At 63.6% G+C, this 23,179-nt stretch carries 24 protein-coding genes; 12 read left to right on the top strand and 12 right to left on the bottom strand.

Annotation, left to right across the window (positions count from 1 at the left end; all coding sequences use genetic code 11):
* The first annotated feature begins 61 nt into the window (after nucleotides 1-61).
* Together gap and ACN0X6_RS00830 are read left to right on the top strand one after the other, a co-directional pair.
* A complete protein-coding gene (gene gap, locus ACN0X6_RS00835; protein WP_417701297.1) occupies nucleotides 62-1,063 on the top strand; it encodes a type I glyceraldehyde-3-phosphate dehydrogenase in 1,002 nt (333 codons plus the stop codon).
* A gap of 13 nt (nucleotides 1,064-1,076) precedes the next feature.
* Nucleotides 1,077-1,541, top strand: a complete 465-nt coding sequence (locus ACN0X6_RS00830; protein ID WP_417701295.1) for a methylglyoxal synthase — start codon at nucleotides 1,077-1,079, stop codon at nucleotides 1,539-1,541.
* Nucleotides 1,542-1,660: 119 nt separating this feature from the next.
* Here ACN0X6_RS00830 and arfB read toward each other — a convergent pair whose 3' ends face one another.
* Nucleotides 1,661-2,074, bottom strand: coding sequence for an alternative ribosome rescue aminoacyl-tRNA hydrolase ArfB (arfB, locus tag ACN0X6_RS00825; RefSeq protein ID WP_196475372.1), 414 nt, complete (start codon nucleotides 2,072-2,074; stop codon nucleotides 1,661-1,663).
* 131 nt (nucleotides 2,075-2,205) lie between these two features.
* Between arfB and ACN0X6_RS00820 the strand changes: the two genes are divergently transcribed.
* On the top strand, nucleotides 2,206-3,270 hold the full coding sequence (locus ACN0X6_RS00820) for a metal-dependent hydrolase (RefSeq protein ID WP_417701294.1): 1,065 nt from the start codon (nucleotides 2,206-2,208) through the stop codon (nucleotides 3,268-3,270).
* Nucleotides 3,271-3,316: 46 nt separating this feature from the next.
* Nucleotides 3,317-5,152 (top strand): ABC transporter ATP-binding protein, encoded by a 1,836-nt coding sequence (locus ACN0X6_RS00815; protein ID WP_417701292.1) that lies wholly within the window; start codon nucleotides 3,317-3,319, stop codon nucleotides 5,150-5,152.
* Between the two features lie 156 nt (nucleotides 5,153-5,308).
* On the opposite strand, the gene ACN0X6_RS00810 is transcribed toward ACN0X6_RS00815, so the two are convergent.
* Nucleotides 5,309-6,634: a DEAD/DEAH box helicase gene (locus ACN0X6_RS00810; protein WP_417701290.1), complete on the bottom strand. Its 1,326-nt coding sequence runs from the start codon at nucleotides 6,632-6,634 to the stop codon at nucleotides 5,309-5,311.
* A 199-nt stretch (nucleotides 6,635-6,833) separates the two neighbouring features.
* Here ACN0X6_RS00810 and ACN0X6_RS00805 point away from each other — a divergent pair, with 199 nt between their 5' ends.
* Both ACN0X6_RS00805 and ACN0X6_RS00800 read left to right on the top strand, forming a co-directional pair.
* A complete protein-coding gene (locus ACN0X6_RS00805) occupies nucleotides 6,834-7,238 on the top strand; it encodes an anti-virulence regulator CigR family protein (RefSeq protein WP_417701289.1) in 405 nt (134 codons plus the stop codon).
* A gap of 99 nt (nucleotides 7,239-7,337) precedes the next feature.
* Nucleotides 7,338-7,916 carry a dihydrofolate reductase family protein gene (locus ACN0X6_RS00800; protein WP_417701287.1) on the top strand — a complete coding sequence of 193 codons (579 nt, stop codon included), beginning with the start codon at nucleotides 7,338-7,340 and terminating at the stop codon, nucleotides 7,914-7,916.
* On the opposite strand, the gene rarD is transcribed toward ACN0X6_RS00800, so the two are convergent.
* From rarD to ACN0X6_RS00780, 4 genes are all read right to left on the bottom strand, one after another.
* Nucleotides 7,903-8,808, bottom strand: coding sequence for an EamA family transporter RarD (gene rarD, locus ACN0X6_RS00795; protein WP_417701285.1), 906 nt, complete (start codon nucleotides 8,806-8,808; stop codon nucleotides 7,903-7,905). The genes ACN0X6_RS00800 and rarD overlap by 14 nt on opposite strands.
* Entirely contained in the window at nucleotides 8,808-9,680 is an 873-nt protein-coding gene (locus tag ACN0X6_RS00790; RefSeq protein ID WP_417701284.1) for a carboxylate/amino acid/amine transporter, read from the bottom strand. The genes rarD and ACN0X6_RS00790 overlap by 1 nt, the downstream gene beginning before the upstream one ends.
* 163 nt (nucleotides 9,681-9,843) lie before the next feature.
* A complete protein-coding gene (locus ACN0X6_RS00785; RefSeq protein ID WP_417701282.1) occupies nucleotides 9,844-10,443 on the bottom strand; it encodes an FMN-dependent NADH-azoreductase in 600 nt (199 codons plus the stop codon).
* 135 nt (nucleotides 10,444-10,578) lie between these two features.
* Complete coding sequence (locus ACN0X6_RS00780; RefSeq protein ID WP_417701280.1) at nucleotides 10,579-10,893, bottom strand: 3-phosphoglycerate kinase; 315 nt, start codon at nucleotides 10,891-10,893, stop codon at nucleotides 10,579-10,581.
* 77 nt (nucleotides 10,894-10,970) lie between these two features.
* Here ACN0X6_RS00780 and ACN0X6_RS00775 point away from each other — a divergent pair, with 77 nt between their 5' ends.
* From ACN0X6_RS00775 to ACN0X6_RS00765, 3 genes are read left to right on the top strand one after another with little or no spacing between them, the layout of a single operon-like run.
* Entirely contained in the window at nucleotides 10,971-11,897 is a 927-nt protein-coding gene (locus tag ACN0X6_RS00775) for a LysR family transcriptional regulator (RefSeq protein WP_417701278.1), read from the top strand.
* Between the two features lie 10 nt (nucleotides 11,898-11,907).
* Nucleotides 11,908-12,705, top strand: coding sequence for an alpha/beta fold hydrolase (locus ACN0X6_RS00770; RefSeq protein WP_417701277.1), 798 nt, complete (start codon nucleotides 11,908-11,910; stop codon nucleotides 12,703-12,705).
* 5 nt (nucleotides 12,706-12,710) lie between these two features.
* Nucleotides 12,711-13,265, top strand: a complete 555-nt coding sequence (locus ACN0X6_RS00765; RefSeq protein WP_417701275.1) for a peptidylprolyl isomerase — start codon at nucleotides 12,711-12,713, stop codon at nucleotides 13,263-13,265.
* Nucleotides 13,266-13,480: 215 nt separating this feature from the next.
* Here the strand turns inward: ACN0X6_RS00765 and fpr are convergent, their stop codons facing one another.
* Nucleotides 13,481-14,260 (bottom strand): ferredoxin-NADP reductase, encoded by a 780-nt coding sequence (fpr, locus tag ACN0X6_RS00760; protein ID WP_026041990.1) that lies wholly within the window; start codon nucleotides 14,258-14,260, stop codon nucleotides 13,481-13,483.
* Between the two features lie 113 nt (nucleotides 14,261-14,373).
* Here fpr and ACN0X6_RS00755 point away from each other — a divergent pair, with 113 nt between their 5' ends.
* On the top strand, nucleotides 14,374-15,300 hold the full coding sequence (locus tag ACN0X6_RS00755; protein WP_079784346.1) for a LysR family transcriptional regulator: 927 nt from the start codon (nucleotides 14,374-14,376) through the stop codon (nucleotides 15,298-15,300).
* A gap of 273 nt (nucleotides 15,301-15,573) precedes the next feature.
* Here ACN0X6_RS00755 and erdR read toward each other — a convergent pair whose 3' ends face one another.
* Complete coding sequence (gene erdR, locus ACN0X6_RS00750; RefSeq protein ID WP_417701273.1) at nucleotides 15,574-16,224, bottom strand: response regulator transcription factor ErdR; 651 nt, start codon at nucleotides 16,222-16,224, stop codon at nucleotides 15,574-15,576.
* A gap of 203 nt (nucleotides 16,225-16,427) precedes the next feature.
* On the opposite strand from erdR, the gene ACN0X6_RS00745 reads away from it, so the two are divergent.
* Nucleotides 16,428-17,354: a DMT family transporter gene (locus ACN0X6_RS00745; RefSeq protein WP_417701271.1), complete on the top strand. Its 927-nt coding sequence runs from the start codon at nucleotides 16,428-16,430 to the stop codon at nucleotides 17,352-17,354.
* On the opposite strand, the gene ACN0X6_RS00740 is transcribed toward ACN0X6_RS00745, so the two are convergent.
* Both ACN0X6_RS00740 and ACN0X6_RS00735 read right to left on the bottom strand, forming a co-directional pair.
* On the bottom strand, nucleotides 17,314-18,036 hold the full coding sequence (locus ACN0X6_RS00740; protein ID WP_417701269.1) for a tRNA-uridine aminocarboxypropyltransferase: 723 nt from the start codon (nucleotides 18,034-18,036) through the stop codon (nucleotides 17,314-17,316). The genes ACN0X6_RS00745 and ACN0X6_RS00740 overlap by 41 nt on opposite strands.
* Before the next feature lie 60 nt (nucleotides 18,037-18,096).
* Entirely contained in the window at nucleotides 18,097-19,785 is a 1,689-nt protein-coding gene (locus tag ACN0X6_RS00735) for an OmpP1/FadL family transporter (protein WP_417701268.1), read from the bottom strand.
* A 289-nt stretch (nucleotides 19,786-20,074) separates the two neighbouring features.
* On the opposite strand from ACN0X6_RS00735, the gene ACN0X6_RS00730 reads away from it, so the two are divergent.
* Entirely contained in the window at nucleotides 20,075-20,476 is a 402-nt protein-coding gene (locus ACN0X6_RS00730) for a quorum-sensing-regulated virulence factor family protein (RefSeq protein WP_417701266.1), read from the top strand.
* A 13-nt stretch (nucleotides 20,477-20,489) separates the two neighbouring features.
* On the opposite strand, the gene ACN0X6_RS00725 is transcribed toward ACN0X6_RS00730, so the two are convergent.
* The gene (locus tag ACN0X6_RS00725; protein WP_417701265.1) at nucleotides 20,490-20,684 is read right to left on the bottom strand and encodes a hypothetical protein; all 195 of its coding nucleotides are present in this window, start codon (nucleotides 20,682-20,684) and stop codon (nucleotides 20,490-20,492) included.
* A gap of 37 nt (nucleotides 20,685-20,721) precedes the next feature.
* A complete protein-coding gene (locus tag ACN0X6_RS00720; protein WP_417701263.1) occupies nucleotides 20,722-23,124 on the bottom strand; it encodes a xylulose 5-phosphate 3-epimerase in 2,403 nt (800 codons plus the stop codon).
* Nucleotides 23,125-23,179 lie beyond the last annotated feature (55 nt).

Below are 23,179 nucleotides of genomic sequence, written 5' to 3'. Positions count from 1 at the left end.
GATTTCTAGAGCAATGGGAATAATCTTGTAATTACAACAACAAATTGACGAGACCCTCACCATGACACTACGCATCGCCATCAATGGCTTCGGCCGTATCGGTCGCAACGTGCTACGCGCACTCTATACCCAGAATTATCGCCAGCACCTGCAGGTCGTGGCGATCAACGATCTGGGCGACAGCGCGATCAATGCCCACCTGTTGCAATATGACAGCGTCCACGGCCATTTCTCCGAGGACGTTAGAGTCGACGGCGAAAGCCTGTGGATCAAGGGTGACCGCATCGCCGTCAGCGCCATTCGCAATCCGGCCGAACTACCCTGGAAAACCCATCAGGTCGATGTGGTGCTCGAATGCACCGGGCTGTTCACCGAACGCGACAAGGCCGCTGCGCATCTCGCGGCCGGCGCACGCAAGGTGCTGATCTCCGCACCTGCCAAGGGCGCCGACGCCACCCTGGTGTATGGCGTCAACGAACGGGTGCTGACGCCTGACATGCAGATCATCTCCAACGCTTCCTGCACCACCAACTGCCTGGCGCCGGTGGCGCAGGTGCTGCATCGCGAGCTGGGCATCGAACAGGGGCTGATGACCACCATTCACGCCTACACCAATGACCAGAACCTTTCCGACGTTTACCACAGCGATTTGTACCGTGCGCGCTCGGCGACCCAGTCGATGATCCCGACCAGGACCGGTGCTGCCGAAGCGGTCGGTCTGGTGCTGCCGGAGCTGGCCGGCAAGCTCACCGGCATGGCCGTGCGGGTGCCGGTGATCAACGTATCGCTGGTCGACCTGACCCTGCAGGTCAAGCGCGAGACCACTGCCGAGGAGGTCAACGCCCTGCTCAAGGCCGCCAGCGAGAAGTCCCCGGTGCTGGGCTACAACGCGCTGCCGCTGGTGTCCTGCGATTTCAACCACAACCCGCTGTCATCGATCTTCGACGCCAACCACACCAAGGTCAGCGGCAAGCTGCTCAAGGTAATGGCCTGGTATGACAACGAATGGGGTTTCTCCAACCGCATGCTGGACAACTGCATGGTCCTGGCCCGCCTGCATTGAACGAGGAGGCTCGATGAGCCGTATCAGTTTCACCCGCGCCCAGTTGCCGGCGCGCAAACGTATCGCCCTGGTGGCGCACGATCACTGCAAAGGCTTCCTGCTGGATTGGTGCGAACGCCAGCGCGAGCGGCTGGCCAACCATCAACTGCTGGCCACTGGCACCACCGGCCTGCTTTTGAGCAAGCGCCTGGGTTTGCCGGTAGAGAGCATGATCAGCGGCCCGCTGGGCGGTGACCAGCAGATCGGCGCGCGCATCGCCGAACAGCGCGTGGACATGCTGGTGTTCTTCTGGGACCCCTTCGAGCCGCAGCCACACGACCCGGATATCAAGGCCCTGCTGCGCGTCGCGGCGGTGTGGAACATCCCGGTAGCCTGCAACGAGAGCAGCGCCGACTACCTGCTCAGCAGCAGCCTGCTGGAGCAACAGCATGAGTATCGCATTCCCGATTACCAGGCCTATCTGGCGGCACGCGGATAGGGTGTCGCAAGGCCGCCTAGGTCATGCGCACCAATGCCTCCACAGCAAAGCCGGTGCGCGCGGCGCACCTTAGGCAAAGCCGCTGTCATCCTCTGCGGCACCTGACTGCTGACGCGCCACTAGAAATCCACCCTGCCCCGTCCCGCCTTGATCACCCCGCGCTTGCTCTTGCCATCCAGGCGGCGCTTTTTCGAGCCCAGGGTCGGCTTGGTCGGGCGGCGCTTCTTTTCCACCTTGCCGGCGCTGCGGATCAACTCGACAAGACGTTCGAGAGCGTCAGCGCGATTCTGCTCCTGGGTTCGATACTGCTGCGCCTTGATGATCACCACGCCATCAGCGGTGATACGACTGTCAGCGAGCGCCAGCAGGCGTTCCTTGTAGAACGGTGGCAGCGATGAAGCCTGGCTGTCGAAGCGCAGGTGCACCGCACTGGATACCTTGTTGACGTTCTGCCCGCCGGCACCCTGGGCACGGATGGCGGTCAGTTCGATTTCATCATCGGGAAGGTGAATACTGTTGGAGACGATCAGCATGGCCATGATTTCTTGAAAGGCATGGGCATCAGGATACCCGCCGCCGCTGTAATCTTTGCTTGAAATTTCCCCACGGCATTCGCTCGGCACCTCGGCTAACGTAGCGGCCTGACTTTTTCCGGAAGCACTCGATGGACTCCATAACCCAGGCGGTACTCGGCGCCAGTATCCAGGGCGCCTTGCTCGGTCGCTGGCAGGGCCGCAAAGCCCTGCTCTACGGTGCCATGCTCGCTACAGTTCCCGATCTGGACGTGGTCATGGAATACGGCGATGCCGTGGCCAACATGACCTACCATCGCGGCTTCAGCCACTCGCTGTTCGTCCTCAGCGGCTTTGCCCTGCTACTGACCTGGCTGGCCAGACGCTTTCGCCCCCACCCTGGTTATTCGGCCAATCGCCTGCTGCTGACGCTATGGCTGGTGCTGATCACCCACCCCTTGCTGGACGCTTTCACCAGCTACGGCACTCAGCTGTTCTGGCCGCTGATGCCAACGCCCACTGCCTGGTCCAGCCTGTTCATCATCGACCCGCTGTATACCGTGCCGCTGATCGCAGCGCTGGTGATCAGCCTGTTCACCGGCCTGCGCGAGCAGAGTTGGCGCGTACCGGCCGTGGCGCTGGCGGTATCGACGCTGTACATCGGCTTCAGCCTGGCCGGCAAATTCATGGCCGAGCAGCGCGTGGAGCACGAACTGGCGCGCCAAGGCATCCAGGCCGAACGACTATTCACTACGCCGACGCCGCTCAACACGCTGCTATGGCGCGTCATCGTGCTCGATGGCGAGGACTATCACGAAGCCCTGGTCGGCTGGTTCGATGACCAGCCGCCGCAACTGCAACGCCTGCCGCGCGGCACGCACCTGCGCGAACAACTGACGGACTCGCCCATGCACCAGCGCCTGCAGTGGTTCACCGGCGGCGTGCTGCGCTACGACCAGGTGGGCGAGCGTTTGATCGTCACCGATCTGCGTCTGGGCATGACCGGCTTTCATCCCTTCCGCTTCGACTTCGCCCATCTGCAGGACGGCCAGTGGCAGGTGCACGAGCGCATCGACCGCCTGCCCTTCGAGCGCGGCGAAGCCGAGCATCTGGCTCTGCTGTTCAAGCGCATCTGGCAACCGCAAGTGGAGATTCCGCTGCTGGCCTGGGCCGGCGAGTTGCAGAAACCACTTTTAACTGAGACCCGCTCGCACTGACAGCGTTACTATCGGCGTCCCACCCTATTGAGGCAGGACGCCTGCAATGCTGTTTCGCCGCTTCGAATCCCTGATCGACGTCTTCAAACCCAGTCCCGACGTCGCCCCGCCAACCGGCATGCTGCGCTTCTACGGCCACTACCTGAAACAGGTGTGGCCGCTGATGCTGGCGGTGCTGATCATCGGCTTCTTCGCCGCACTGATCGAGGTCGCGCTGTTCAGCTTCCTCGGCCAGTTGATCGACATGGCCCAGGCCAGCACGGATGCCAGCAGCTTCTTCGGCGAGCACCAGAACGCGCTGCTGTGGATGGTGCTGGTGGCGTTGGTCATCCGCCCCGTGGTGTTCGGCCTGCACAACCTGCTCACGCACCAGGCAGTCAATCCGGGCCTGACCAACCTGATCCGCTGGCAGAACCACCGCTACGTGCTCAAGCAGAGCCTGAGCTTCTTCCAGAATGACTTCGCCGGCCGCATCGCCCAGCGCGTGATGCAGACCGGCCCCTCGCTGCGCGACTCGGCCATGCAGGTGATCGATGCGCTGTGGCATGTGGTGGTCTACGCCGGCAGCGCGCTGTACCTGTTCGCAGCCGCCGATCTGCGCCTGGTGGTGCCGCTGTCGTTGTGGATAGTCGGTTACAGCGCAGCGCTCTGGTACTTCGTGCCGCGCATCAAGGCGCGCTCGGCAGCCGCTTCCTCGGCGCGCTCCAAGGTCATGGGGCGCGTGGTCGATGGTTATAGCAACATCGCCACGCTCAAGCTGTTCGCCCACTCGCAGGAAGAGGAAAGCTACGCCCGCGAAGCCATGCAGGATCTGCTCGAGAAATTCCGCCTGCAGTCGCGGACCATCACCGCCCTGGATTTTCTCATCACCTGCCTCAACGGCGTACTGATCGTCGGCACCGGTGCCCTGGCCCTGTGGCTGTGGAGCCAGTCGCTGATCACCACCGGCGCCATCGCCCTGGCCCTGGGCCTGGTGATCCGCATCAACAACATGGCCGAATGGATCATGTGGGTGGTCAACGGCATCTTCGAGAACGTCGGCACCGTGCAGGACGGCATGCAGAGCATCGTTCAGCCACGCCAGGTGCTCGACCACGACGATGCCAACGCGATTCAGGTGCAGCAGGGCGGTGTGCGTTTCGAGGACATCCACTTCCATTACGGCAAGAAGGGCGGCGTGATCGCCGGCCTCAGCATCGCGATTCGTCCCGGCGAAAAGATCGGCCTGGTCGGCCCTTCCGGCGCCGGCAAATCGACCCTGGTCAATCTGCTGCTGCGCCTGTACGACCTGGAAAGCGGACGCATCCTGATCGACGATCAGGACATCGCCACGGTGACCCAGGAAAGCCTGCGCGCCAACATCGGCGTGGTGACCCAGGACACCGCCCTGCTGCACCGTTCGATCCGTGACAACCTGCGCTACGGCAAACCCGGCGCCAGCGAAGACGAGCTCTGGGAAGCGGTACGCAAGGCACGCGCCGATGCCTTCATCCCCACGCTCGATGACAGCCAGGGCGGGCGCGGCATGGATGCTCAGGTGGGTGAACGCGGGGTCAAGCTGTCCGGTGGCCAGCGCCAGCGCATCGCCATCGCGCGCGTGCTGCTCAAGGACGCGCCGATTCTGGTGCTGGACGAAGCCACCTCGGCGCTCGACTCGGAAGTCGAAGCGGCCATTCAGGAAAGTCTGGACAGCCTGATGGAAGGCAAGACGGTGATCGCCATCGCCCACCGCCTGTCGACCATCGCGCGAATGGATCGCCTGGTGGTGATCGATCAGGGCCAGGTCATCGAAACCGGCACCCACGCCGAACTGATCGCCCACGGCGGTCTGTATGCACGCCTGTGGCAGCATCAGACCGGTGGTTTCGTCGGGGTGGAGTGAAAACCACGCAGTAGGGTGCGCCGTGCGCACCGAGAAGATCAGCCGTAGCCCCGGATTAGCCACAGACGTAATCCGAGTAACCGCAAGCGGCCAAGGGATCTGGTGCGCACGGCGCACCCTGCGGTTCCGGGCTACAACATTAGTCAGCCGGACAGATCACTCAGCAGCCGGCTTCTTGCGCTTGAGCGGCGCGCTGCCATCGGCGCTGACCAGCACAGACGGTTTGCCAGCTGGACGCGGGCCGGTCTTGCGCTTGGAAGCGGTGGCTTTCTTCGGGTCTTTCTTCTCGGTCTTTTTCTTCTTGCTGCCGGCAGCCTTGCCGGACGCCTTGAGGTTCTTCGGCCCCTGGTAGATGCCTTTCAGTTCCTTGATGGTGCGACGCTCGAAACGCTGCTTGAGGTAGCGCTCGATGCTCGACATCAGGTTCCAGTCGGTGTGGCAGATCAGCGATACCGCCAGGCCTTCGCCCCCGGCACGGCCGGTACGGCCGATGCGGTGCACGTACTCGTCGCCGGAGCGCGGCATGTCGAAGTTGATCACCAGATCCAGGCCTTCGACGTCCAGGCCGCGCGCGGCCACGTCGGTGGCCACCAGGACCTTGACTGCGCCCTGGCGCAGGCGGTCGATGGCCAGCTTGCGATCCTTCTGGTCCTTCTCGCCATGCAGCACGAACGCCTTGACCCCGGCGGTCACCAGCTTGCCGTAGAGACGGTCGGCCTGCACGCGGGTATTGGTGAAGACGATGGCCTTGTCATAGGCCTCGTTGGTCAGCAACCAGTCGACCAGTTGTTCCTTGTGGTAGTTATGGTCGGCCGTGATGATCTGCTGGCGGGTACCTTCATTGAGCTGGCTGACGCTGTTGAGCATCAGGTGCTGCGGATCCTTGAGCACCTTGGCGACCATCTCGCGCAGGCCATTGCCGCCAGTGGTGGCGGAGAACAGCAGGGTCTGGTGCGGCCCGCAGGCCTCGGCCAGACGCTGAGCGTCTTCGGCGAAGCCCATGTCGAGCATGCGGTCGGCCTCGTCGAACACCAGCACCTCGACCTCGTTCAGCGGCAGGTTGCCGGCGTTGGCCTGCTCGATCAGACGGCCCGGCGTGCCGATCAGGATATCGATCTTGCGCATCATCGCGGCTTGCACCTTGAAGTCCTCGCCACCGGTCACCAGGCCGGCCTTGAGGAAGGTGAACTGGGCGAAGCGCTCGACTTCCTTCAGCGTCTGCTGGGCCAGCTCGCGGGTCGGCAGCAGGATCAGCGCACGAATGCTCACGCGCTGCTGCGAGTTGCCATCGCCGAGCAGGCGGTTGAGCAACGGCAGGACGAAAGCGGCGGTCTTACCGCTGCCGGTCTGGGCGATCACCCGCAGGTCCTTGCCCTCCAGCGCAGGCGGAATCGCTGCCGCCTGCACCGGAGTCGGCTCGACGAAATTAAGCTCGGCCACGGCTTTCAGCAGGCGTTCATGCAGGGCGAATTGGGCAAACACGGGGGCACTACCTCAAAGAAATCGACAAAACGATGCATAGCCTAACGGTTTCCGCCGCCGGGGCCGAATTTCTTTGCATGAAACTCGCGTCCAGGCGACGACGAACGGCTGCCTGGAGCCGCTATCCGGCAGAAGCGGAGCGGAACCGGGAGCGCGCCTGGATATCCAATCTGCATCACCACCCGAAGAGCGCTGCCCCATGCCCAGCAATCCCAAGACCACTCTCAGTATCGGCCTGTGCCTCCTGTTGGCCGCAGCGCCAGTGCTTGCCAACCCGCCTCACGGCAAAGGCAAACCGGGCCAGCATGATGGCGTCCAGATCGATCTGCGCGGCCCGACCGTGGATGTCGGAAGGGTGCGCATCATCCTCGGCGACAATCGTCAGCTGATCGGCCCGACCTCCTCCCTGCCACCGGGCATCGCCAAGAACCTGGCTCGCGGCAAGCCGCTGCCACCGGGTATCGCCAAGAACTTCGACAGCCGCCTGACCTCGCGCCTGCCCCATTACGAGGGCTACGAATGGAAGCAGATCGGCCGTGACGTGGTGCTGGTCGCCATCGCGACCGGGATCGTCTACGAAATCCTGCGCAACGTTCTGGACTGAGAGATTATTGCGCGGCCATCCGACAAGCGGTACGGCGCGCGACGAACTTGTCTCGGCGGCGCCACTCCAATTTTCAGATGGCCTGTTCGAGGTGCAATGATGAACCCGTCACTGATCTATCACGTCACTTCGAGCCTCGATGGCTACATCGCTCGCCCCGATGGGCGCATCGACTGGTTCGACTCGCTACGTCAGGCCGATGAAGAGTACGCCTTCCAGTACTTCTACTCCGGCATCAACGCGCTGCTGATGGGCCGAGGCACTTACGAAGCGCTACTCAAGCGCGGCGGCCCATGGCCCTACCCCGGCAAACCCTGCGTGGTCCTGACCCGCCTGGCCTTGCCGCGTGCCGCAGACGAAATCCAGCTGACCCACTGCACACCTGGGCAAGCCGTGGCTGCCTTGAGCGAGGCCGGCTTCCAGCGTATCTGGCTGGTCGGTGGCAGCCTGCTCGCAGGCAATTGCTACACCGCAGGCCTGATCGACGAGGTGGTGATCAACCTGGTACCGCACCTGCTCGGCGCCGGTATCCCGCTTCTGGCCACGGGCATGGAGCGCAGCCTGACCCTGAGCGACCAACGCCGCTTCAACAGTGGCACCTTGCAGGTGCACTATCGGGTGCAGAAGCAGGCCAACGTGCCGACGCAGATCCCCGCGCCGCGTTTCAACGTGGCCTGATGCTCTCGCGCTGCTGCTTGCGCAGCAGCCGAGCGCTGTCCCAACCGACCAGCAGCACGGCTCCCCAGATCGGCAGATACGTCAGCCATTGCCCGCTGTCGAAGCGCTCGCCCAGCACCAGCAACGCCACGGCGAACAACAGCACCGGCTCGACATAACTGAGAATGCCGAACAGCCCCAATGGCAACAGCCGGCTCGATGCCATGTAGGCGGCGAACGCCAGGGTGCCGATCAGCGCCATCACCGGCACCAGCAGCCATAGCCAGGGACGATCGCTGAACGCCCCCACCGGTCCGTACGCGACGATCAGCCAGATCGCCAACGGCGCCAGCACCAGCATCTCCAGTACGAAACCGGACAACGCATCCAGACGCATCCAGCGGCGCAGCATGAAGTAAGGCGGGTAACCCAGCGCGGTGATCAGCGTCAGCCAGGAGAACGCCTGGGTACGCCACAACTCATGCAGCACGCCGAGCATGGCGCAGGTCACCGCCAGCTGCTGCAGCGGGCGCAGGCGCTCGCCATAGAACAGCCGGCCAGTCAGCACCATCGCCAAGGGCAGAAGGAAGTAGCCCATGGACACTTCCAGCATGTGCCCGGCCAATGGCGCCCAGAGAAACAGCCCCCACTGCACGCCGATCAACGCCGCCGCCAGCGGGCAGGCAGCCAACAACAGCGGTTCGCGGCGCAGACGCACGAAGGTCTCGCGCAGCAAGGTGGTCTGCCGTGCCAGCAGCACCAGCAGCAAGACCAGGGGAATCGACCAGAGCACGCGCTGAGCGAATATCTGCACGCCATCGAGCGGCGTCAGCCACTGCACGTAGCCAGGCAGCACGGCAAACAGCATCGAGGCGCCAACCGATAGCGCCACACCTCGTCCGGACAGCTGCATCAGTGCACCCCGGCAGGCGCACGGCGCGTGCGCCCCAGGCGGACCAGCGGCAGCGACGCTGCGATCACGGCACCGCCCAGGGCCAGACGCAGCAGGTCAGCGTCGTGATTCCAGATCAGCAGATTGACCAGCAAGCCGGCAGGCACCAGTGCATTGTTCATCACCGCCAGGGTGCCACCATCGACCAGGCTGGCACCTTTGTTCCACCAGTACAGCCCCAATCCGGACGCCACCACACCGAGCCAGACCAGCACGCTCCACTGCAGCATGGTGCTCGGCAGACGCTCGCCGTTTCCCAGCAGCAGGAAGGCCGGCAGCGCGATCAGCAGCGCGCCCAGGTAGAAGAAGCCAAAGCGCCTGTACTGCGGCTCGGTGGAGGGGTGTTTGAGCAGCAGATGCTTGTACAGCACCTGCCCGGTGGCGAAGGTGAAGTTGGCCACCTGCAGCAACAGGAAGCCGAGCAAAAAGCCGCTGCTGATACCGTCGTAGCGAATGATCCCGGCGCCCAGCACCGCGACCAGCGCGGCGACCAGCGCCCAGGGGTTGAATCTGCGATTGAGGGCATCCTCGATCAGCGTCACATGCAGCGGCGTGAGAATGGTGAACAGCAGCACCTCCGGCACTGTCAGCACCGAGAAACTCAAATACAGGCAGACGTAGGTGATGCCGAACTGCAAGGCGCCGATCAACAGCATGCCGCGCACGAACGCCGGGGCGTGACCGCGCCAACGGGTCAGCGGCACGAACAGCAAGCCGGCGATGACGATACGCGTCAGCACCGCAAAATAGCTGTCGACCCGACCGGCCAGGTACTCACCGATCAGGCTGAAGGAAAAAGCCCACAGCAGGGTCACTATCAGCAGATATCGCACAGCCACCTCCGAAGGAAGGCGGCGACCTTAGCGCGTTCCCCTGCGCCGGACAATCCATGCGCCGGGCGCTGCTGACCGGCCCAATAAAAAAACCGGTCACTTCATCACGAAGCGACCGGCATAGCACGCCCGCCAGCGGGCGCTCAGGAGAGTCGGATTGGCATCAGGCGACTTCAGCCAGTTTGGCCTTGGCCTGGGCCAGACCTTTTTCGCTGAACTCGGCGCCCAGGTTCAGGCCCTCGGCATGGATGAACTGCACGTCATGGATACCGATGAAGGCCAGTGCCTGGCGCAGATAGGGCTCCTGGTGATCCAGCGCGCTACCGGCGTAGATACCACCGCGGGCAGTGAGCACGAAGGCGCGCTTGCCGGTCAGCAGGCCCTGGGGGCCGGTTTCGGTGTACTTGAAGGTGAGGCCGGCGCGCAGCACATGGTCCAGCCAGGCCTTGAGGGTGCTGGGGATGGCGAAGTTGTACATCGGCGCAGCCAGCACCAGCACATCGGCGCCCAGCAGTTCGTCGGTCAGTTGATTGGAACGGGCCAGGGCCGCTTTCTCGGCATCGCTCTGCTGCTCGCTGGGAGTCATCCAGCCACCGAGCAGCGTGGCGTCAAGGTGCGGGACCGGTTCGGCCGCCAGGTCGCGTACCTGGACCTGATCAGCCGGGTGTGCGGCCTGCCAGTTGGCAATGAATTGCTGGGTCAGTTCGCGGGAGATCGAACCTTGCTGGCGGGCGCTGCTTTCGATGACGAGAATACGGGACATGGCTGAGGCTCCATCGAGGTGGTTGCGAGTCGATGGAGCACAGAGTAGAGATGCTAAATTCGATTAAAAAGCGTAAATATCCGCTTACATATATCGACTAAATTGATTTATCGAGCTGTCGCATCTAGGCTTTGATCACTTCAGGTTGCAGGTCAGGTTGATCCGCAGGCGAATCACGCTACGGGTGAACTTGACCGTCATGTTGGTGCTGGCGCCAGGTGCCAATACGGTACGCCGGGTACGTGGCGCCTCGGGACCATTGCGGAACACGGCACTGCATTCGGCCTCGCTCTGACCGTAGTTGTAGAGCATCAGCGCCGCCATGTTGTGGTCGATTTCCTGGGTGGTCGCGGAGACCTCGGCGCCGTTGAACTGTTTTTCCACCTCGATGGGATAGGCATTGGCGGCCAGCGGCACAAAGGCGAACAGCAAGCAGATTATTTTTTTCATCGGTGCTCTCCAACATGGGATCGCCAGTGTAGGTGGAGATCGTCGGCGATAACAGCCGACTCAAGCAGGATGATGTGATGAAAGCACCCCGCGTAACCCTGGATCAATGGCGCACGCTGCAGGCCGTAGTGGATCAGGGCGGCTTCGCCCAGGCCGCCGACGTGCTGCACCGCTCGCAATCCTCGGTCAGCTATACCGTGGCGCGCATGCAGGAACAGCTAGGCGTGCCGCTGCTGCGCATCGACGGGCGCAAGGCCGTGCTCACCGAGGCCGGCGACGTGCTGCTGCGCCGCTCGCGGCAGCTGGTCAAGCAGGCCAGCCAGCTGGAAGACCTGGCTCACCACATGGAACAGGGCTGGGAAGCCGAAGTGCGCCTGGTGGTGGATGCCGCCTACCCTACCGCCAACATCGTCCGCGCTCTGACCGCCTTCATGCCACAGAGCCGCGGCTGTCGCGTGCGCCTGCGCGAGGAGGTGCTGTCCGGAGTCGAGGAAGTGCTGCTCGAAGGCACCGCCGACCTGGCCATCAGCGCGCTGAACATCACTGGCCACCTCGGCATCGAACTGGGTGAAGTGGAGTTCGTCGCCGTCGCCAACCCGGAACATCCACTGCACCGCCTGCAACGCGAACTGAGCTTCCAGGATCTCGAAGGCCAGATGCAGGTGGTCACCCGCGACACCGGCCGTCTGCAGCCACGGGATGCCGGCTGGCTGGGCGCGGAGCAGCGCTGGACAGTGGGCAGCCTGCCGACTGCGCGCACCTTCGTCGGCAGCGGCCTGGGCTTCGCCTGGCTGCCGCGCCATCTGATCGTCCGTGAACTGCAGGATGGTCTGCTGAAACCTCTGCCGCTGGCTCAGGGCGCTATCCGCAAACCGCGCTTCTTCCTCTACAGCAACAAGGAGCGCGTGCTCGGCCCGGCCACACAGATTCTCATCGAGTTGATCAAGAACTTCGACGCGGCCCCTCTGGACGCGCCCTTCGCCGCACCGCAGTCGACCAACTGAGAGCGCCTCCATGCCCTATTTCGACAACGATGGTTGCCAGTTGCACTACGAGGACTATGGCCACGGCGCGCCGCTGCTGCTGGTGCATGGGCTGGGCTCGAGCACGCGCGACTGGGAATACCAGATTCCCGTGCTCGCTCAGCATTACCGGGTTCTGGCGCTGGACGTTCGCGGCCACGGCCGCTCGGACAAGCCGCGCGAGGCTTATCGCATCGCCGACTTCGCCGAGGATGTCGCCGCCCTGATCGAGCACCTGCAACTGCCACCGGTGCATCTGGTGGGCATCTCCATGGGCGGCATGATCGGCTTCCAGTTTGGCGTCGACCGCCCCGAATTGTTGCGCAGCCTGACCATCGTCAACAGCGGCCCGGAGGTGAAGGCCAAAAGCGCGCGGGACTGGCTGGAAATTGGCAAGCGCTGGACGCTGTCGCGCCTGCTCAGCCTGGAAACCATCGCCAGGGCGCTGGGCAAGCTGCTATTCCCCAAGCCCGAGCAAGCCGATTTGCGGCGCAAGATCGAAGAGCGCTGGCCACAGAACGACAAGCGCGCCTACCTTGCCAGCCTCGACGCGATCATCGGCTGGGGCGTGCGGGAACGCCTCGATCGCATCACCTGTCCTACCCTGGTGATCAGCGCCGACCGCGACTACACGCCAGTTGAACGCAAGCGCGAGTACGTGGCAGAAATGCCCAACGCGCGCCTGCTGGTGATCGAAAATTCGCGCCACGCCACACCACTGGATCAACCGGAACGCTTTAATAACGCCCTGCTCGCCTTTCTCGGCGAAACTGCCAACAAGGAAAACTGACCATCATGCTCAAGCAACTCGTTCTCGCCACTGGCGCCCTGCTGCTGTCGACCAGTCTGCTCGCCGCAGAAAACCCCAAGGTGTTGTTGACCACCAGCCTCGGCGAAGTGGAAATCGAACTGGCCGCCGACAAGGCGCCGATCAGCACGCAGAACTTCCTCAAGTACGTCGACAGCGGCTTCTATGCCGGCACCCAGTTCCATCGTGTGATTCCGGGTTTCATGGTCCAGGGCGGCGGCTTCGATGCCGACATGCGCCAGAAGGACACCGAGGCCCCGATCAAGAACGAGGCCGACAACGGCCTGCACAACGTCCGTGGCACCCTGGCCATGGCCCGTACTCAGGTACGCGACTCGGCCACCAGCCAGTTCTTCATCAACCACAAGGACAACGCCTTCCTCGACCACAGCTCGCGCGACTTCGGCTACGCCGTGTTCGGCAAGGTGACCCGTGGCATGGACGTGGTGGACAAGATCGCCCAGGTGCCCACCGGCAACCGCGGCATGCACCAGAACGTACCGCGCGAGCCGGTATTGATCATCGACGCCAAGCGCTTGTAAGACGCTGTGTGGCCCGTAGCCCGGATGAAATCCGGGAGATCGCATCACATCCTCCCCGGATTGCATCCGGGCTACGAGATGCTAAAGCCGTAGGGTGTCATGGGGCCGCTCAGGCCGTGCGCCTCGCGCTCCAACGAGCAACAGCTCGGTGCGCACGGCGCACCCTACAACGACAAAGCCGCCCATGGGGCGGCTTTGTCGTTTAACGGAGGCGCTTACTTCTCGACGAAGGCGCGCTCGATCAGGTAGTCACCCGGCTCACGCATGCGCGGGGAAATCTTCAGACCGAAGCTGTCGAGCACTTCGCTGGTTTCGTCGAGCATGCTCGGGCTGCCGCAGATCATGGCGCGGTCGTCCTGCGGGTTGATCGGCGGCAGGCCGATATCGGCGAACAGTTTGCCACTGCGCATCAGGTCGGTCAGACGGCCCTGATTCTCGAACGGCTCGCGGGTCACGGTCGGGTAGTAGATCAGCTTGTCCTTCAGCGCATCACCGAAGAATTCGTTCTGCGGCAGGTGCTCGGTGATGAACTCGCGGTAGGCCACTTCGTTCACGTAGCGCACGCCGTGTACCAGGATCACCTTCTCGAAACGCTCGTAGGTTTCCGGGTCCTGGATCACGCTCATGAACGGCGCCAGACCGGTGCCGGTGCTGAGCAGATAGAGGTGCTTGCCGGGGTTGAGATCATCGAGCACCAGCGTGCCGGTGGGCTTCTTGCTGATGATGATCTCGTCGCCTTCCTTGAGGTGCTGCAGCTGCGAGGTCAGCGGGCCGTCCGGCACCTTGATGCTGAAGAACTCCAGATGCTCTTCCCAGTTCGGGCTGGCGATGGAGTAGGCGCGCATCAGCGGGCGGCCATTGTCCTGCTGCAGGCCGATCATCACGAACTGGCCATTCTCGAAGCGCAGGCCCGGATCACGGGTGCACTTGAAGCTGAACAGCGTATCGTTCCAGTGGTGGACGCTGAGCACGCGCTCGACGTTCATATTGCTCATGATGATTTCCTCGAAGAACTTCAGCGCCAAAGACGCGATTGCGCGGCATTCTATTCGCGGCAACAATATCTGTTAAGTGGATTATCAAGATATAGGTTATCGGTTATATCGATATGCGATTTACGCTCAGACAACTTCAGGTATTCGTCGCCGTGGCGCAGCATGAGAGCGTTTCTCGTGCCGCGCAATCGCTCGCATTGTCGCAGTCTGCGACCAGCACCTCGCTGACCGAACTGGAGCGTCAATCCGACTGCCAGCTGTTCGATCGCGCCGGCAAGCGCCTGGCGCTCAACGCCCTGGGCCGACAGCTCCTGCCCGAGGCCGTAGCCCTGATCGACCAGGCGCGCGAGATCGAACGCCTGCTGGGGGGCAAGAGCGGTTATGGCTCGCTGAACGTCGGCGCCACGCTCACCGTGGGCAACTACCTGGCCACCCTGCTGATTGGCAGTTTCATGCAACGCCATCCCGAATGCCGGGTGAAGCTGCAGGTGCACAATACCGCCCACGTGGTGCAACAGATCGCCCACTACGAGCTGGACCTGGGATTGATCGAGGGCGACTGCCAGCACCCGGATATCGAGGTGCAGCCCTGGGTCGAGGACGAACTGGTGGTGTTCTGCGCACCGCAGCACCCGCTGGCCCAACGCGGCAGCGCCAGTCTGGAAGAGCTGACGCACGAGGCCTGGATTCTGCGTGAACAGGGCTCGGGCACGCGACTGACCTTCGATCAGGCCATGCGGCATCACCCGCGCAACCTGAATATCCGCCTGGAGCTGGAACACACCGAGGCGATCAAGCGCGCCGTGGAATCCGGCCTGGGCATCGGTTGCATCTCACGCCTGGCGCTGCGCGACGCCTTTCGTCGTGGCAGCCTGATGCCCGTGGAAACTCCGGAGCTGGACCTGCGCCGGCAGTTCTACTTTATCTGGCACAAGCAGAAGTACCAGACAGCGGCCATGCGCGAGTTTCTCGAACAGTGTCGCGCGCTGACCGCTGGCGTCAGCCGCAGCGATCAGATCGTCCTGCCGCCGATCGTCTGAGTTTCAGCTCAAGAGGACGATTGCCCAGACCGAGCAGCGCGACGAACTGCGCGGCGCCACCAATGTCCTTGGCGTGCTTCGACAGCAGGCGGCGCTCCGGGGCAATGCAGTCGATGGGCGCCCCGATGAAGGACGCGGCGCGAGAGGCTATTTACGAGATCGCGAGCTAGAGGGATGCAAGGTGAAAACAAGTGAGACTGCAAAGTTCAATGGCTGTACATGAGCAAGCCGAGCTTGCTTTAAACGTGGCAGCACCGACGCGCAGCAGAGTCCTCACTGCGTGGGGATCGACTCCATCTGCTGCAATAGCAACGCCGCCTGAGTACGGGTGCGCACGCCCAGCTTGCGGAAAATCGCCGTCACATGCGCCTTGACCGTCGCCTCGGAGACGCTCAGCTCGTAGGCGATCTGCTTGTTCAGCAGGCCCTCGCAGACCATGGTCAGCACGCGAAACTGCTGCGGCGTGAGGCTGGCGAGACCGGCACTGGCGGCCTTGGCCTCAGCGGAAACCGGCGCGCCTTCCTCGGCCAGCGGCGGCCACCAGGTATCGCCATCGAGCACCTCGCGCACGGCTTGCTGCAGGGTCTCCAGCGGGCTGGATTTGGGGATGAAGCCGCTGGCCCCGAACTCGCGAGAGCGGTTGACCACCGAAGCCTCTTCCTGGGCGGAGATCATCACCACAGGAATCTGCGGATACTGACCGCGTAGCAGCACCAGGCCGGAAAAGCCGTAGGCACCAGGCATATTGAGATCGAGCAGGACCAGGTCCCAGTCGCTCTTGGCGGCCAGGTGGGCTTCGAGTTCGGCGATGCTGGCGGCTTCTACCAAGCGAACTTCAGGCCCCAGCCCCAGGGTCAGTGCTTGTTGCAGCGCGCTGCGAAACAGCGGATGGTCGTCGGCAATCAGGATTTCGTAAGCGGCCATTGGCAGATCCTGTTCTTGTTATGAGTGGCACTGAGCTGAGTATGGCAGTGCTTTTCGCCTGAAGATCCGTTCAAGACTGCACATCCAGCATCACAGACTCCCCACTCGGACCGACGGCGGCGCCCAGCATGCCGAGCTGTGACGGGGTGGTCAAGCTCAATGCTTTGCGGCACGATGCCCAGCTTTACCGCCGAGACGCTCCAATGCGAAGCCAAGCCCTGCGCGCCGACCTGTTGATGCTGATTACCGCGATGATCTGGGGCAGCGTGTTCGTCGCCCAGCAGTTGGGCATGGAAAACATCGGCCCCTTCCTTTATTCCGGCCTGCGCTTCGTCCTCGCCAGCCTGGTGCTGATTCCGGTGATCATCCTGATACAGCGACGCAGCCAGCAACCCCGGCCTGCGCCGAATCGCGGGCTGCTGCTGGGTGGCGTGATCATGGGCCTGGCTCTGGCGATCGGTATCAACCTGCAGCAAGTTGGCCTGATGTTCACCACCGTGACCAACTCCGGCTTCATCACCGGCCTGTATGTGATCGTGGTACCGCTGCTCGGTTTGTTCATCGGCCAGAAAAGCAGCCTGGGCATCTGGCTAGGCGCCAGCCTGGCGGTAGTCGGCATGTTCCTGCTCAGCGTCGGCGAAGGCTTCAGCGTGGCATCCGGCGACTGGTTGCAGCTGGCTGGCGCCTTCGTCTGGGGTATCCACGTGCTGTTGGTGGGCTTTTTCGCCAGCCGCCACGACCCGCTGCGTCTGGCACTGATCCAGTTCGCCACCTGCGCAGTGATCAGCCTGACACTGGCCCTGGTGTTCGAGACGGCAACGCTGGAGGGCATACTCAAAGCAGGCCCGGCCATCCTCTATGGCGGCATTTTCGGCGTGGCGATCGGCTTTACCTTGCAGGTCATCGCCCAGCAGCACGCCATCGCCTCGCATGCGGCGATCATTCTCTCGCTGGAGGCCGTATTCGCCGCTGTCGCCGGTGCCCTGCTGCTCGGTGAAATGTTGCAACTGCGCGGCTATCTCGGCTGCGCGCTGATGTTCGCCGGCATGCTGCTGGCCCAGCTATGGCCGAAACCTCTGCCGCTCGAACTCAGCGGTACGCCTGCAAACGCTGATGCAAAGGATCGCTGAGATCCAGCGGCAGGCGCCGTTTGGCCGCCAGATAATGCTGGCTGAAAACGTCGAGATAATCGTCCAGCGCCTCGCCGGCGCGCAGGTCGCCAGCCAGCTCCAGGCACATGGCAGCCACCTCGGCGGTGCACAGGTGCTCGCCGCGGGTAGAGCGGCGCAGTCGATAGCGCGATAACTGCGCTGGCGTCAGGCTCAGCACCGGCAGTGCGTCCAGATAGGGGCTCTTGCGAAACATCTTGCGCGCCTCCGTCCAGGTGGCATCGAGCAGCACGAACAGCGGCCGCTTGCCGGGCGCCAGCGTCACCTCCTCCACCACGCGTTGCGGCGCCACGTACTCGCCGGGAAAGACCAGATAAGGCTGCCACTGCGGATCGGCCAAGAGCTCCAGCAGCGCCGGGGCGACAGCGGTGCGCGTCCAGCCGAAGGCGTGAGTTTCAGGCACCACGTCGGCGATCAGCCAACCGGTATTGCTCGGTTTCAGCGCCTCGATGTCATGCATCACCAGACACATGGCGGCATTGGCCTCGACCCGCGGGCGCCAGGCGCACAGGCAATGGGTCGGCTGCACCCGGCAGTGCGGGCAGCGCTCGGCACGCGAGCCACGGGCGACGAAGGGTTTGAGGCTGCGCGCCAGGCGCTCTGTGCGCAGGCGGGCGACGGCATGTGGGGCTGAGTGGGTCATGGCGGGCGTGACAGCGAACGGGGGAGCGATTCTAGCACCCCCGTTCGCCACTCGGACGGCTCAGAAGCTGTGGTTCAACGCCAGACCGATGAAATGGATGTGGGTGTTGTACTCACCGGTGTAGTTGCCGCCGTTGCCGGTGCAGCGCACGCCACTGTCCTGATACAGCCCGCCGGCACCTGGCACCCAGCCAGCCGGGGAGCAGCCGTCCTGGTAATCCATCTTGCCGCTGGAGAACTGCACGTAGCTGTAGGCGAAATCCAGCGAGGTGTCGCGCATCACCTTGTAGTTGGCGCCGAGCGACAGCCAGTAACGATCCGCATCGGGAAAGGCCGGATGGCGTAGCTGCGGCGAGTTGACCGGAGAGCGGTCGTAGGCCACGCCGGTACGCAGCAGCAGGTCATCGCTGTATTGGTAGTTCATGCCCAGGGAGAGCTTGTAGCTGTCCTTCCAGTCCTGCTCGACGCTCAGGTCGCCCTCGGTAACGCCATTGAAGTAAGGGTAGCCAGCCACCTGATCGATACCGATGCGCACCTCGTCGAGCCGCGAATGGCGGGTGAAGGTCAGATCCGCCATCAGCGCCACCTTGTCGTTGAGCTGGTGGAAGGCGTTGAAGGAGAGCATCTCCGGTGTATCGATGGCGGTCTTGGCCTTGGAGTTGGGGTGCAGCCTGGAGCCGGCGAAATCGCCGGGATTGACCCAGTTGTCCGGGTCCAGCACCTGCCCCAGCGCATCGGCTGGCGGCAGGGTGATGATGCCGAGATCGATGCCACCGCTCAGATCGGTATCGGGTGAAGGCACGCTGCCGGACACGCCGGCGAAGCTCCATTTGGTCTCGCCTTCCAGGGTGTGGCGAATGTTGGAGCGATAGGACACGCCAAAGCGCGTCGCTTCGGTCGGCTCCCACATATAGCCGATATTCCAGCCAAACCCCCAGTCATCGCCCTTGACCCGGAAGTAGCCATCGCCCTGGACGTTGTCGGCGAAGTTCTTCGCCACACAGTCGACGAAAGCGTCATCGGCCTGACCGTCGCAACTGCTGATCTCAGTGGGCACATCGATGCCGTAGAACAACGGAATGGCGAACTGACCAAGCGGTGATGCCGCCAGCTCGGTCAGTTCCTGATTGGCGGTGACGAACTGCCCAGCCAACTGCCGCGAGGCGCCTTTGACATCCGCCGCACCGCGCTGCACCGACTTGATGTACTGCGCCGACACACCGAAACCGACGCTGTGGTGCTCGTTGAAGCGAAAGGCAATGCTCGGATTGAAGGTCACCGTCTCCAGGCTGGCCGACTGGATGCCGTAGCGCCCGGCCCAGTCCTCCTTGTAGTCGAGCTTGGCGCCGAACGGGGTGAAGATCCCCAGGCCGACCGTCACCCGGTCGCTGATCGCGTGGGAAAAATAGAAGTTGGGCGCAGCGGCGGCATCGGGCAGGAATTCGCCGGCCTCTCCCGATACCGGATTGCCGAACACGTCACGACTGCCCTTGTCCTCGTAATCGCCATCCGGCAGCAGGATGCTCAGGCCGGAGGTCACCTGGGTGCCCTTGAGCCGGGCAAGGCCGGCAGGGTTGTAGAAAATGGTCGAGGGATCGGCTGCCTCGGCACCGTTGGCATGTGCCGCCCCCTGCGCCGCCACGGATTGCGAACCGAAGTGATAACCGGATGCCTGCACCTGGGCAACGGGCAAAACCAGTAAACTGCCGACCATCATCCGCGATGGCCAGCGCCGAGAGAGCATTGTCATTGTTATTCTCCTGCACGCTGCTTGAACACCGCGCAGTCCTTCCTGCACCAGCGACAGACTTCAGGCAGGTCTGCACTGGCGACGTCCGACTGCGACGGCGGCTCAATGCCTGTGACGTGCAGGATTGGCCGATGATCCCCGGCCTTTGGTCGTGGTGACGGACGGCGGCCACAGGCCAGCATGTCCCCATCAGTAACACTTTGTTTCAGGCGGGCAAATGGCCAGCGGCGCGAACATTCGCGGCGAGGCCCTGTCCAACCCTCGTCCACGCTTTCAGGAGTCACATGACATGCTGCGTTACATCCTCCCCGCTCTCGCGCTCAGCCTGACGCTTGCCACTGCCCAGGCAGCCTCGCTGAAGGAGATGGAACTGACTCGCACCCTGGAGCAGGTCGCCCGGCAAAGCAGCGAGGGCACGCCGCGCGCGATCAACGAAGACATTCTCGATCAGGGCTACACCGTGGAAGGCCACACACTGATCAACCACCTCAGCGTGCGCGAAGCGCATGCAGCGCAGATGCGCGGCAACCCCGACACCGTGCGCGCGCAGCTGGCCGCCAGCGTCTGCCGCAATCCGGGCTATCGCAACCTGTTGGCCCAGGGCGCACAGCTGCGCTACCAGTTCAGTGAATACCGCAGCAACCGCCCGGTTACCGTCGAAGTGTTCGACAAGAGCGACTGCGGCCTCTGATCCAGAGCCGCCGTCAGTCCCGTTCCGCTCGGCGCTGCGCATCGTCGGCGCGCAGCTCGGCGAGCAAGGCCTCCATATAGCGCGAACGCCGTACACCGCCCTCGAGGCGACGTCGACATTCATCCTCCAGACTCAGTCGATTGGTTCGCGCCGCCTGCTGCAGCAGGCGATAGAGGTCCGCTTCGATCTCCAGAATCAACTTGGGCATACCTGCCTCTCCCTTGCCATTGACCCAGTCAGCCGGCTCAACGCAGGGCGAGAGGATTGCCCCTGCCTGCCAGAGCCGCACGCTCCTCGAGCGTCAGCCAGGCATCGATCGATACGCCGAGCACCTCGGCGACGCTTTGCAGGACATGCGCCCAGGTACAGCCATTGGCGAACAGCATGCCGGCTTCGTCGAAAGTGCCGCCACGGTTGCGATAACCAAGCGCACGACACGTAGCGGCATCGCCCAGCACCGTCGACAGATGCCCCAGGGCCACTTCCGGGCGCATGTGGCCAAGCAACACGCGCCGCCGACAGGCAATCGGGAACAGCGCCTCACGCTGAGCGGCGCTGGCCACACTCGACGCCTCCCAGGCATCACGCGGCATACGAAAGCGCCCTGGTTCCTGCAAGTAAATCAGACGCCAGGCCACAGCCTGCTCGCTCAGACGAACGGCGGCGCGGCGCATCTCGTGCAACTGATAGCTGCCGCTGGCAATCAGCAGCACCGGTTCGCCATCGCCTTCGGCATCGACCAGCAATGCCCCCTCACGGGCCAGTTGCTGCGCCTGTTCGGCGGTGAAGCTACAGGGTTGTTCACGCTTGGCCACCACCAGGCACGCGAGCCGGCCGCGCTCCTGGTAGATGCCTGGCAGCAGGGCCAGCAGCGAGTTGTGATCGGCCGGCAACAGCACGCGCACGACATCGTGCATCTCGCCCAGCAGCGCCTCGCAGAACGTGGTGTCTTGATGCGATTGCTGGTTCTTGCCGTTCTCCCAGGTATGCGAAGTGGCCACCAGCGGCCAGCCCAGCCAGCCGGCTGGACGTCCCGCCTCTTTCTGCTGGCGGGCGAAGATCAGACTCTGGCGCACGGCACCGAGCATCTTCACGCAAAACGCCTCGTAACTGGCCAGCAGATTCAGGCCGCCCTGATTGGCCAGACAGGCGGAAACCACAGCCTCCTCGTTGAGCGCGGTGATCACCGCGCCGTGCAGCGACTCCAGCTCGCTCTCGGGCTGACTGACGCGGTGCTTGAGCGCTGCCAGCACACCGCCCAGACGGTTGCTGGCCAGTTCGTCCGGGTTGCCGACACGCGGCCGCAACTGTGGGTTGGCGCGCACCAGGTCGACGAAATAACGATCCAGCGCACTCATGGGCGAACAGGGCCGATCATGAAAATGCAGCTCGGGCTGTACCGGCTGCGGCGGTTGACGCCGTGCCAGCGGGTTGTCCCGCTCCAGTACACGGCCCTTGCGTGCAGTGAACAGACTACAGGCCTCGGACAGCACCTGCGGCGCTACCCACAAGGCCGCTGCATGCTGGTTGAACAGCTCGCGCGCACGCTCATCCTGCGCCGGGCTGGCCGGTAGCGGCAGGTTATGAGCGGCGTTGCTGCCAGCGCCAAAGAAACCATAGCCCTTGGTGGTCTCGGCAATGCCGTAGGGCAGCGGCAAGGGATAACCGATCAGCTCGCGATCGAGTTCATCCAGCCGATGCGCCAGGCGCTGCTCCATCTCCCACAGCGCACAGACGAAGGCTGCCGGATCACGCCCATCGAAGCTCACCGGATCGAAGCCGCAACCGCGCAGGTGCCGACGAAACCCTTCCAGGCCCTCCAGCGTGCCCAACTCGGTACGCTGCTCGATACGCCGGCCGTTGGCGATCATCACCGGTAGCGCCACGCCACAATCCTCGGCACGCCACCAGCGTGGCATCCAGTCGCTGCCGCGCTGCTCTTCGGCGGCGCCATCGGACAGGAACGCCACCAGTTTCTCCCCCGGCAGCGGTAGATGCGCGTACTGCAGCTCAGCGAAGCCCAGGTATCCGCCTTCGGCGATACCGCCGGCGGTATGCGGATTGACGTGACTGCCCAACGGCACGCCTGGGCTGCCGTCCGCAGCCTGGGCGTAACTGTAGAAGTCAGCCGCCAGGCGGCTCATGCCCGTCTCGTCACAGCCGTAACGGGTGGCCTGCTCGGGATGCTGGTTGCCGGTCAGCAGGTTCAGCGCCTCGATCGCCGCCACGCAATGGCCCTGGCCCATCAACCAGCCACGCGCCTCCCCCGTCAGGGCGTTGAGCGCCAGGTAGCCGGCATAGGCCGGCACCATGTTCAGCGCGCCGCCGGTATGGCCTTCGGGCACGGGCTTGAAGTCATCGGCCTGCAGTGGCTGGCCATCGAGCCGAACGCGCCGTGCATAAGTCATGTGTGCCACCAGCCAGAGGCCGGCTGCCGTCAGCGCGTCCAGCGCGCGCAACAGGCGGTAGACGCTCGGCAGGTCGGGCTGCAAACCGCTCTGCACCAGTTGATGGGCCAGACGAAAGACGGCGGCGCGGGTCTGCGGGCTATGCTGGACAGGTCCGTGGCCAACTTGCCAGCGGGCAAAGTCGGGATATTGCTGGGCGTGCCGAGCCAGGGTGGCGGCGTCGGGCAATAGCTGGGTCATGAGTGCTCTCCTGAATGCTTGCCTGCAGTTTAGGTCTCGCTACGAAGCACCCGCT

The organism is Pseudomonas sp. (assembly GCF_048269965.1).
Classification (GTDB): domain Bacteria; phylum Pseudomonadota; class Gammaproteobacteria; order Pseudomonadales; family Pseudomonadaceae; genus Aquipseudomonas.
This window is presented reverse-complemented; position numbering and strand designations above follow the sequence as displayed.